1 protein-coding gene is annotated in these 12,742 nt (G+C 65.2%); it reads right to left on the reverse strand.

Features of this window, described 5'->3' with window-relative positions; all coding sequences use genetic code 11:
* Nucleotides 1-2: 2 nt before the first annotated feature.
* Entirely contained in the window at nt 3-12,665 is a 12,663-nt protein-coding gene (locus FAZ14_RS00625; RefSeq protein WP_206670621.1) for a hemagglutinin repeat-containing protein, read from the reverse strand.
* Between the last annotated feature and the right edge of the window lie 77 nt (nt 12,666-12,742).

A 12,742-nucleotide genomic window follows, 5' to 3' on the forward strand; every position in this document is an offset into this window, starting at 1 on the left:
ATCTACTTCTCCTTTTCTGTCTTTATAATAACAGAAGAACCATCAGGTAATCCTCGACACTGTGCCCCTATACATGCTCCGGCACCACGATTATCTGAAGGGGTTATCAATCGAACTGATGCTCCAGAACCGCCTTCTTTAAACATAGCAGGCGGATATTCATCACGATCAAGCCCTGGAACAGTCGGGGTATCTTTCAAAGACTCTTTCCGCCTTTCTGATGCACCACCACGATCAATCGTAAGTACAGTAGGATGCCCTGCCTGCTGTGCATCTTCAATATGCCGGGCTGATTCTGGATATTTTGCTTTATCAACGATAACAACCTTTGGCTCTTTCAACGCCTCTGATAATGCAGGAGCCTTCTTACCCGGCAGCAGAATACCAGCCAGCATTCCACCCGTCGCTTCCAGTGCCGCCTGATTGCCTCCAGAAGCCTGTTTGATCGTGTCGGCTACCGCTGACCAGGTTTCGCTCTTCATCAGTGCCGATACACTGTCGGCTACTGCCTGATTCTTTCCTGAGAGGTCACTCAGCGCTTTATTACAGTAACTGTCCCCGGCAGCACAGGAGGCTAGAGCCATTGCCGCATCGGCAACATAGTCCGCTGACCCTATCGCCGAATCACCGCTATCCACTATCGCATTGATAATGCTGTTTGCTGTAGCAGAGGTCGTGCCTTCACCAAGCTTGTCGCGGATCTGTTTCTTCCACCATTCCGCACTCTCTTTTACTGACTGACGGGCGTTATCTCCGGCTAACGAGTTATTCTCCACCGCATTACGCCCGGCCTGGGCACCTGTGGCAGCCCCCTCTACGCTGCCAGATGCAATCCCCGATGCCAGACCCGCAGCCAGTGATGACAGAGCGCTGACCGATTGTTTTTCCGCTTCCGTCAGGTCGCTGGTGTCACGCCCTCCATACAGCTCCTTCATGATCAGCAGCCGGGCAGTCAGCTCACCGCCTGCCGCGCCCACGGCACCCGCTACCGCATCCTTGCCCGACAGTTGCGCTACCACCGCCCCCATCAGTGCATGGCCCATCGCATTGGCCGCGATGTCCGATGCCGTGGCTTTACGCTCGTCCGCTGGCATCGTGACGCTTTTCACCAGTTGCGCCAGATACGGTGCCGAGGCTCCCGCCAGCGCCTGCTGCAGGTTACCGCCGCCGGCCAGCGACTGAATGGCCGCCGTCGCCGCCTGCGCCGCCCGTTGCAGGTCACTGCCGGTGCCATAAGACGCCATCACCGCCTTGTATTCCGGCGTCTCCGTCAGCGCCTTACGGTAACTCTCCCACGCCTTTTCCTTCTCTTCTTCCGTCTTTAGCGTCGATTCATCTGGCTTCGCTACCCGACCTTCCGCCGCCCGCGTCGCACGAATTTCCCCTTCGGTGCGGATGACATCCATCACCTGTGAGCCCAGTTCACCGACCCTCTGCGCCGTCTGCAGGCGCTTCTGCTCCTTCTCCTTGTCAAATATCGGACTCAGCGCATTATTGGCGTGCTCCACATCCCGGCTCAGGGTGGCAGTGTCCTGCTGCTGACCGGCCTGATTACGGATAATCAGCGCACCGTCGCTCACCGCCGCATAAGTGGTACTGCTGGCGTTGCCGCCACGCCCCATCGACATCAGGGCCGACGGCGCGGTCAGCGCGGCGGATTTCATCATATCCGACAGACTCAGTGACGGGCTGGCACTGAGCCCGATGCCGCTGTGCGACACCGAAAACACCGCCTGATTGTCGATATTGCGCCAGCCCAGCGTGCCGGTATCCAGCCGGTTTTTATCTGCACTGGCCGTCGAACCAATCACCGCGCCGTCCAGCTGGGTGTGGTTGCCGACGTGGATGTCGTAGCCCCCCTGACCCGCAAACAGCCCGGTCTGCTGCTGCACACTGTCATAACTGCTGTGCATTTTATCCTGACTGGCGCTCAGGTAACCGCTGCCCGTGAAGGTGCCAAAAGTAAAGCTACCGCCTGCCGACACACTGGTCTGCCTGGAATCATAGCGGTTGTTGTCCCGCTGACTGGCCAGCAGCAGATCGCCCCCCACATCAGCCACGATGCGATCACCACTGACCTGTGCGCCGATGAGACGGGTGTCTCCACCACTGGTCAGGCCGACTCGCTGCCCCGCATCCACCATGGTTTCCGACCAGCTGTTGCCACTGCCCATCTCGCGGCCTTTGGCCGCGTTGACGTTGGCAAAGACGCTGAATCCTGCCCCACTGTTACTCAGCCCAAAACTGACACCAATGTTCCCTCCGCTGCTGCTGTTGCTGCCGGTCAACGACTCGGTATTGCGTGCCGATAACAGATTAATCGCGTGAGCCGCATTCAGGTCTACGTTGTTGGCGGCCTTTAACTGGCTGCCAACAGCAGTGATATCGCCCTGGCGCGCCACCACGCTGATATCATGGCCCGCATTCAGCGTCGAGGCAAAACTCTGTGACTGTTCACTGCTTTGACTGCTGCTGGCACGCTGCGCCCCCAGCGACACGCTGATGCCAACAAACGACGACGCCCCTTTGTTATTGGTATCAACCTGCGTGCCCTGATAAGCCTGATACCCTGACAGCGCCGCTTTCATTCCCTGCAACGCCTGCAGGCGGCTGTCACTCTGCTCACGCACTGCCTGTACCGCCTGCACGGCACTGTTCAGCGCCGAGCCCACCACGCCAGACAGCGTCACCGTCAATCCGGCGGTTTTCTGCTCCATCTTCTGTGACTGGCGATGGCTGTCGTAGCCCGGATCAATGGTGACCGTATTGCCCACCACCTGAATGTCCCGCGCCGCAATCACATCGGTGCCAGACAGGTTCACGTCCTGACCGGCACGCAGGCTCACCGACCCGCCGGTGCTGCCCAGCGTGCTCACGCTCTGGCTTTCCGTGGTCCCCGCCGCTGCCAGCGTCTGACGCTGCGACGTACTGCCAATGGTAAAGCCGATGCCGCCCCCGCTGAACAGCCCGCTCTTTTTGCGGCTGACCTCCTCATACTGCCGGTAGGTCTCCACACTGGCCGCCGTGTTGATAGTGTGCCCGGCTGTCAGCGCCACATCGCCGTCCGCTGCCACCGACGAGCCGCGTACCCCGATATCCTGTCCCGCCGTCAGCGCCACACGGCCTGCCGACAGCAGCGTGCCTTTCTCCGTGGTCTGTTCCCGCTCCCGCAACGTGTGCGTGGTGGTGCTGGACAGGAAACCTTTCTTCACCGTGGTTTCTTCAAAAAAGTTGTGCTGGCTTTCCGTTGCCGACAGCAGATTCAGGTCGCGGCCCGCCTGTGCCGTCAGTGCCCCACGCGTTTCTGCCTGTGCCCCTTGCAGCGTCAGGTCACGCCCTGCCCGCAGGCTCAGCCCGTCACCCGCGTTCAGCACCGTGCCCTGCTGCGTCACCGTCTGCTGCCAGTCCAGATGGCGGTTCCACGCGTTCGAGCTGAACTGCTCCTGCTCAGCGGCCAGCAGGGTCAGATCACGCCCCGCCGACAGCGCCATGGTGCCCGTCGCGCTCAGCTGCGCCGCCGTGCCATTCAGGTCTCGTCCGGCACTCAGGCTCAGGTCGCCCCCGCTGGCCAGCACACTCTGCACCAGCCCCTGACTGCGTCGCTCGCTACGGGCGCTGCCACTCTGTTTCACCGTGTCCGTCACCGTGCCCAGCGCATTCAGCCGGAGGTCGTTGCCTGCTGCCAGCGCCAGTGGCCCACCCGCGCTCAGTTGCGCCCCGTTCAGGGCGATATCGTGCCCGGCCTGCAAGGTCAGCCCGCCCTGCGCGGTTATCAGCCCGGTCTGGCCGATATCGGTACGTGTCAACGACCCGCCGCCCCGGCCATCCCTCGCCTGTGTATGCCACTGGCTGGTCGTCGTGGTGTTGACGATATCCCCGCTGACGCTTGCCAGCGTCACCGTATTGCCCTGAATGGTGGCGCTGCGGTTGGTCAGGTTGCCCAGCGCCACCAGATTCAGTGCGCCCCCTGCGTTCAGCAGCCCGCCCTCGCTGTTGGTGACCTGCCCCCCGCTGGTGACAGCCAGCGCATTCAGCGCCGTCACCGTGCTACCCCGGTTGTCGATATCCCCGCCCGCACTCAGGCTGACGCTGTTCGCCACGATGCGGCTACCTGACAGGTTGGTTTTATCCGCCTGCGCCAGATACAGCTTCGGTGCCAGCACGGTTTGCCCGTCGACGGTAATATTTTCCCACCACACGATGCTGTGGCTCAGCCCCGCCACCTGCGCCGGACTGAGGCTCACCCCCAGTTGCAGGTTCAACCGACTTTTCTCCGCCGCCGCGTTATCCATCAACGTCTGCATCTGCGCCAGGTCCGACCCTACGCCATTGAGGTAGCGCTGCCCGGTCTGGCTCAGCATCGCATTGCTGATGTAACGGGTGTCAAACGCTGCATCGCCCAGAAAACGGTAGTCGTGCTCCGCGTCCAGATTCAGCTTGCCCAGCAGGTAGGATGAACCGAGGAACTGCGTCGGGTCGGTCAGCGTCGGGCTGGTCTCCACCGGCACGCGGGTGCCTGGTGTTTGCCCCAGCAGCCCGCGCAGGTCACCAAACAGGCTGTTGTCCACCTGCCCGAGCTGGCTCAGCAGCGGGTTGCTGCGTATCAGGTAGCGGCCGTTGCTGCTGGTGTCGGCGACAAACAGCCCGTTCTGACTGGTGGGTAACGGGTAGTCGTTCAGCGACGGGCCGGCCACCGCGGCCAGCCCCTGTGCCAGCACCGCCCGCAGGTCACTCAGCGGCAGCGCACCCAGCGCCACACGGCCCGCCGTACCCAGGTCAGGTATGCCCGCCGGCGTCACGGTGCTGCCGGAAGCGGCCGCGCTGTCACGGCTGACCGGACTGTAACCGGCACCGGGATCACCAGCCTGACCGGACAAGGCCACCGCCGCACCCGACAGGGCGCTGCCGACGGCCACCGTGCCATCACGGGTGACCGGGCGGTAACCGGCACCGAGACCACCGCTCTGACCGGACAGCGCCACCGCCGCACCCGCGCCCGACAGGGCACTGCCGCTGACGGGCGATGCCCCACCGGCACTTAGCCCCAGCCCGGCCTGCGCCCCTGCCGGGGTGAGCGCCGTCACGCCCGACAGCGTCGGTGTGGCTATCGCCGGGATAAAACCGCCGCTACCCGGTTGTAAACCGGTGTTACTGATGTTCTGCGAGAAATTGGCGGTTATCGCCCCGCCCGCCTGAATGGTGGCGTTGTAGGACTGGCCGGGGGTGTATTCGGTACCGTCATCTTGGACTAAGATGAAGGGGAAGTACTGTGATAACCTTCCAGGATCACTAGCTCCATTAGAGAACTTCCTATTCTTTATATCAAATTTATAATAAAGAATTCTTTTCGAACTTCCTGACTGATAGGAGCTGTTATTCAACTCGCTACCAGACAATAAAATATTGCGCCCCGCACCGATAAGTGATGCTTGATTATTTAGAGAACCAGAGCTAATCAGTATATCGCTACCTGATATAAATCTTGCTTCTCCACCATTTGCAGTTACATTCACACTGCTCTGGTAGACGGGTACAGAAATAATGCCGTTAATTACTTTTTCTGTGAGCGCGTAGGAATAAGTTGTTACTTTAGAGCATCCGCAGCCATTTGTTCCGCCATTATCATTGATACTCACATCTTTCGTGATGGTATAATCTTCAGGGTTATTAAAATAACCAATCGGGATCTGCGCTTCATTCCCCCCCGCCCATGACGGCATATCCGCCACTGAACTGCTGCTCTCCGTCACCGTCAGCCCTTCGCGCTGGTTGGTCAGCGTCCCGGTGCGCACCGTGATATCCCCGCGCTGCGTTTCAATGGTGCCTGAGCTGTTCAGCACGCTGCTGCTGGCATTCCCCGCCGCGTCACGCTGTATCCACAGGCTGTTTCCCGCCAGAATGTTGCCGAACCGGTTGACCAGTGCGTCCGACAGCAGCCACAGGTTGCCGCCGCCGTACAGCAGGCTGCTGTTGTCTATCAGCCCGCCCGCCTGCAGCAGCAGGTCCGCCGCGGTGCCGACAAAGCCCCGGTTGGTGATGCTGCCATCAGCCCGCAGACTCAGCGGCCCGCCGCCCTGAATGCTGCCGCTCGCCGTCTGGTTGATGGCTGCCGCCGACAGGGTGCTGGTGCCAGTGCCCGCGACGATGCGCCCCTGCTGTGTCAGCGTGCCGGTACTGCTAACCGTCACCCCGTTGCCCTGCAGCGTCCCCGCCTGTACCAGGTCGCCGTTCACGTTCAGCGTCAACTGCCCGCCGGCGGCCAGCGTGCGGGTAAAGGTGAACGGGTTGCCGATATCCGCCTGCAGGTTGCCCAGCGCCACCAGTTGACCGTTCTGCGCCAGTTGCCCGGTGCGCAGGAACAGGTCCCCCGCACTGTAGAGCCGCGCCCCGTCACCGTTGGTGATACCCGCCGCCTGCAATGCCAGCCGCGTCAGCCCCAGCAGCGTCCCCTGATTGTCCAGTTGCCCGTCGGTGGTGATGGCCAGTTGCCCGGCCTGTACCGTCCCGCGGTTGCTCCACTGCGGCAGGTGCAGCGTCAGCCCGCCCTGCGCCTGCAGCGTGCCGGTGTTGTCCAGTTGCGTGGTGGTCAGCATCAGGTCCGCGCCCTGTACCCAGCCCGCATTGGTCAGGTGTGTCGTGTTCAGCGTCAGTGCGCCGCCCGACAGCAGCTGGCCGCCGCTCAGGTTGCTCAGCAGGCTGCCACCCTGTACCGTCAGCCCGTTACGCCCTTCCACCTGCCCGGCGTTGCTCACCGTCGCCCCGCCCAGCGAGACCGTGCCGCCCGCCAGCGTCGCTCCGGCACTGTTCTCCAGTGCGTTATCCAGCACGGCGCTCAGCTGTCCGCTGCCGGTTATCGTGCCCTGGTTGTACAGGCGTCCGCCCCGCAGGGTGACGTCCCGTGCCTGCCACTGCCCGGCCGTGTCTATCGTCGCCGCATTCAGGCTGAACGCCCCGTTGCCCAGCACCCGGCTGTTCACGCTGCCCTGATACGCCCCCGTCAGTTGCAGAGTGCCGTCATCCAGCCCCAGCAGCGTGCCCTGATTATCCAGCGTCTCCGCGTTCAGTGACAGTCGCGCCGACTGCCACAGCCCCTGATTGCGCAGGGTGCCGGTGGCAAGCTGGCCGCTGCCGCCGCTCAGCAATTGTCCACCAGCCCGATTAGTGACATTGTCACGGAATTGTGCGTTAAAACCGCCCAGCGCGGTCAGCGTGCCGCCGTTGTCAAACTGCTGGCCGCGCAGTGTCGCCAGCCCCTGGGTGGTCAACTGCCCGCTATTGCTCAGGCTGGCTGCGTCAACCGTCAGACTGTTCAGCCCGCTTATCTGCCCCCGGCTGGTCAGCGACGTCCCGCGCAGGCGCAGGTCGCCCGCCTGCCACAGCCCGGCGTTGTCGGTGTTATCGATGGCCAGCATGGCCGTGCCGCCGCTCAGCAGTTGGCTGCTGTCGGTGCTGGTATAGCGCGACACTCCGTCCAGCGTCAGGGCCGTCGTGCCCTGAATGCGCCCGCGGTTGTCCACCGTGCCGGCCTGCAGCGTCAGCGCATCGCCCTGCAGTGCACCGGCGTTGTTCAGCGCCTGTGCGCTCACTGTGGCGACCCCATTACCCAGCAGCGCTCCGTCCGCAGTGTTGGTCAGTTGCCCCCGGCTGGTGACATCCAGGTGTGACAGCCCCACCAGCCGCCCGCCGTTGGTCAGCGCCCCGGTGCCAAGTTGCAGCCGGTCGCCACCCATCTCGCCCTGCTGCGTGACCGTCTGCGCCGTCAGCGTCACCGCCCCGTTACCCTGCACCCGGCTGCCTGCGCCACCGGTATAGTCCTGCTGCAGCGACAGCGTCACGCCGTCCGTCGCCAGCAGCGTCCCGTCGTTCGACAGCGATGCGGCATTCAGGGTCAGGCTGTGCCCCTGCCACCCTCCCTGATTCAGCACCGCTCCAGCCTGCACCTGCCAGTCGCCGTTGCTGAGCAGCCGTCCGTTAGCCCCCACCGTCAGCCCGCCGCTCAGCCGCAGGTCACCGCCCTGCTCCGCCAGCAGCGTACCACCGTTGTCCAGTTGCCCGCCGGTCAGTTGCAGGGTGCGACTTTCCAGCCGTCCGCTGTTGATAACGTCACGGGCGGTCAGCGTCAGGTCCCCGCCGGCCAGCATTCCCTGATTCTCCACCCGGCGACCGCTGATCCGGCTGTCGCCCCCGGCGGCCAGCGTACCGCTGTTGCTCAGCGTCCCCTGACCGGCAGCCTGCACATCCTGCGCCAGCCGCTGTGCGGCCAGCCGGGGTGCGTCGTCTGTGGCCGGCAGCGTGATACGCATCCCACCGTCACTGACGATACGCCCGCCGTTACGCAGGCTGTCTGCCGTCAGTAGCAGGCTCCCCGCCTGCCACCCGCCGTCGTTATCCACCGTCGTGGCCGTCAGCACCGCCGCCCCCTGCGTCAGCAGTCTGCCCGTCGCCGTATTGATCAGCGCCCCGTCTGCCGTCAGCGTCAGGGCGGAGAGCCCCAGCAGTTGCCCGGCGTTACGCACTCGGCCTGCCGTAACATCAATACGCCCGCTCTGCCAGCTTCCCTGATTGTCCAGCGCGGTGGCTGTCAGGCGACCATCCCCCTGACTCAGCCACCGCCCCCCGGCCTGATTGCGCGCCGTCCCGGTAATCGCCAGCGTCAGCGCGTCCACCCCCAGCAGCGTGCCGCTGTTGTCGAGCGTCGCCGCCGTCAGGTCCAGTCGCTGTCCTTCCAGTCGTCCGGCGTTGGTCAGCGCCTGTGCGCTCACTGTGGCGACCCCATTACCCAGCAGCGCTCCGTCCGCAGTGTTGGTCAGTTGCCCCCGGCTGGTGACATCCAGGTGTGACAGCCCCACCAGCCGCCCGCCGTTGGTCAGCGCCCCGGTGCCAAGTTGCAGCCGGTCGCCACCCATCTCGCCCTGCTGCGTGACCGTCTGCGCCGTCAGCGTCACCGCCCCGTTACCCTGCACCCGGCTGCCTGCGCCACCGGTATAGTCCTGCTGCAGCGACAGCGTCACGCCGTCCGTCGCCAGCAGCGTCCCGTCGTTCGACAGCGATGCGGCATTCAGGGTCAGGCTGTGCCCCTGCCACCCTCCCTGATTCAGCACCGCTCCAGCCTGCACCTGCCAGTCGCCGTTGCTGAGCAGCCGTCCGTTAGCCCCCACCGTCAGCCCGCCGCTCAGCCGCAGGTCACCGCCCTGCTCCGCCAGCAGCGTACCACCGTTGTCCAGTTGCCCGCCGGTCAGTTGCAGGGTGCGACTTTCCAGCCGTCCGCTGTTGATAACGTCACGGGCGGTCAGCGTCAGGTCCCCGCCGGCCAGCATTCCCTGATTCTCCACCCGGCGACCGCTGATCCGGCTGTCGCCCCCGGCGGCCAGCGTACCGCTGTTGCTCAGCGTCCCCTGACCGGCAGCCTGCACATCCTGCGCCAGCCGCTGTGCGGCCAGCCGGGGTGCGTCGTCTGTGGCCGGCAGCGTGATACGCATCCCACCGTCACTGACGATACGCCCGCCGTTACGCAGGCTGTCTGCCGTCAGTAGCAGGCTCCCCGCCTGCCACCCGCCGTCGTTATCCACCGTCGTGGCCGTCAGCACCGCCGCCCCCTGCGTCAGCAGTCTGCCCGTCGCCGTATTGATCAGCGCCCCGTCTGCCGTCAGCGTCAGGGCGGAGAGCCCCAGCAGTTGCCCGGCGTTACGCACTTGGCCTGCCGTAACATCAATACGCCCGCTCTGCCAGCTTCCCTGATTGTCCAGCGCGGTGGCCGTCAGGCGACCATCCCCCTGACTCAGCCACCGCCCCCCGGCCTGATTGCGCGCCGTCCCGGTAATCGCCAGCGTCAGCGCGTCCACCCCCAGCAGTGTGCCGCTGTTGTCGAGCGTCGCCGCCGTCAGGTCCAGTCGCTGCCCGTCCAGCCGCCCGGTATTGGTCAGCGCACCGGGCAGGGTCACCGTCAGTGACTGCACCCCGGTCAGGCTGCCGCGGTTGTCCAGCTGCTGGCCGGTCATGGCCAGCGTGCTGCCCTGCCAGTGGCCGCCGCCATTGCTGACCGTCGTCCCTGTCAGCGTCAGTGCACCATCGCTGTACAGGTCACCCGCACCGTCGTACGCCCCGGTCAGCTTCAGTGTCAGTGCGCCCTGTGCCGCCATCTGCCCCGCGTTATGCAACGCCGCCCCGGCGACCGTCAGCCCGCCCCGTACCGACAGCGTCCCCCGGTTATCCAGCTCCCCCAGTGACAGACCGGCCTCACCGTTCGCAGCCAGCGTCCCGCTGTTGACAAGCTGGCCCGAGGGCGACAGCGCCACCGTGAGTCCGCCGTCGCTCTGTATCCGCCCGCCGTTACGCAGGCGGTCTGCTGTCAGCTGCAGGCTGCCCGCCTGCCAGTCACCGTCGTTGTCCACGCCGGTCGCCGTCACGGCCGCCGTGCCCTGTGTCATCAGTCTGCCGGTCCCGCCATTGGTCAGCGCCCCGTCCGCCGTCAGCGTCAGCGCGTCCACCCCCAGCAGCGTGCCGCTGTTGTCGAGCGTCGAGGTGGTCACGGCCAGGCGGTTGCCGCTCACGGTCCCGCGGTTAGCCACCCCCCCGCCCAGTCGCAGTACCGTCTGTGTCGTGCCGGTCAGCGCCCCCTGATTGTCCAGCGTGTCACCCCGCAGTGTCAGCCCGCTGCCCTGCAGCGTACCGCGGTTAGCCAGCCGCCCGCCCGTGATGTCCCAGGCACCGGACGACAGCAGGAGGCCGCTGTTATCCAGTACCTCCAGCGTCAGTTGCCCGTCGCCGCCCAGGTTCACCGTGCCCTGATTGCGCCACGGCCCGGTGTGCAGTTGCAGCCCCTGCGCCGATAACGCACCGGCCGTGTCTAGCGCCGCCGATGACAGCGTGACCGTCCCGCCGCTGGTCAGCGCGCCGTCTGCCGTCTGGCTGAACCCCGTCAGGGCATTCACCCCGAGCGACTGTCGCCCCTGAAGTACGCCGCCGTTCCACAGCGAATCACCGCTCAGCGTCACCGTGCCCCCCGACAGCACGCCCCGGTTGACCGTCTGCCCGGCGGCTATCGTCAGCCCACCGCCTGACAGCAATGAGCCGCTGTTATCCAGCCCGGTCTGTGCCTGTATCGACAGTACTTCGTCCGCCGACAGTGTCCCGCTGTTAGCAAGTTGCCCCGCCTGCAGTCTGACCTGACGCCCGCTCACCGTGCCCCGGTTGTCCAGCACCGACGTCGTCAGTTGGACCTGCCCGCCCGCCAGGGTGCCCCGATTGCTCAGTCTGCCCGTGTCCAGCGACAGCGTACCACCGGCCAGCAGGGTGCCGTCCCATTGCGCCGCGCTCAGCCCGCCCAGTGACAGGTCACCCGTCGACTGCCAGCGCCCCGCGCCACTCAGGCTGCCGCCACTGACCGTCAGCGTCTGCGCCCCCGCATCGCCGTCCAGTGACAGCGCGTCACCCTGCAGCGTCAGGCCGCTGCCCGCCTGCCAGGCTCCGCCCGCCAACTGGCTCACCGCGCCCGTACTGCTCAGGCTGAGCCGGTCACCCGCCAGCTGGCTTTGCCCCAGCGCCAGCGCCGCGCCCGACAGCGTCAGACCGTACCCCGGCTGTACCGTGCCGCTGTCACTCACGCCCGCGCTCAGCCGGGCGCGGTCGGCGCTGATGCGCCCGTCACTCGACAGCGTCAGCCCCTGACCGGCCTGTGTCCGGCTGGTCCCCAGCGTGATGCCCTGCTCGCCCCGCAGCGCCACCGCGCCCTGCGCCTGCTGGTCGCCCGAGACCACCAGCGTGCCGCCCTGCGCCGTGATGTTCCCCTGCGCTATCGCGCTGCCGACCTGCAACCGGCCAGTCGCCGACAGCTGGATGTCCCCCTGACGTGCGCTCAGTCCGGCGGTGTTCACCCCGACACCCTGCTCCGTCGACACCAGACTGATACGGTTGGCGTACATGCCCCCGAGCGCCCCGGTGTCCAGTGCCAGCACCGGCGTGGCCCCGCTTCCCGCCTGCGGCGTTATCCGCCCGTCGCTCCCCACCCGGTTCGCCCCCAGCACCACCTGCGCGTCACGTGCGTTCAGCCCGGCTTGCAGATTTGCCGTGCGCGCTATCAGCGCAAAATAGTCACTCTGGCTGGCGTCCAGCCCCGCCCCGTCAACCAGAATGTCACCACCACGCACGTCCAGACCGCTCAGCCCGCCCGCCGCGTCAAGCTGCGGGGTGCCAGTGGTCAGCGTGATGCGCGGGGTGTTGATAAAGCCACAGCCGCTACAGGTGATGCCGTAGGGGTTCGCGACCATCACGCTGGCCGCCTGACCGGCCACCTCCAGGTAGCCCGCCAGATGGCTGCGGTTGGGCGACACCACTTCGTTGATGATGGCCGAGGCGGCGCGGCCGTTCAGGTTGGGGTTGTTCTGCAGCAGGCCGCCCAGTTGACTCTGCGTCAGTTGGGCGGTGCCGTTGTTGAGGATGAGTCCGCGGTTATCCACATTGAAGTCGTTATAGCGGTTGTGCGACAGCCCGGCCGCATTCGGTGTGGCGATGTTCACCACTGGTACGCCGTTTCCTGCCGCCTCCAGTGAGGTATTGCCCGACGCCACTGTCACGCCGGCCGCCCAGGCGGGCAGCAGCGGCTGCAGCCCGGTCAGCCACACCAGACACCACACCATGACTCGCTGCGACGACTTCACCGCTTTCATCCCTGAACTCCTGACTCTGTGCTGTATAAAAACCCCATACCGTGCCGGCACAGGAAAATGGGTTTAACGTAGTGAAA

The organism is Dickeya oryzae, assembly GCF_009372235.1.
Classification (GTDB): Bacteria; Pseudomonadota; Gammaproteobacteria; order Enterobacterales; family Enterobacteriaceae; genus Dickeya; species Dickeya oryzae.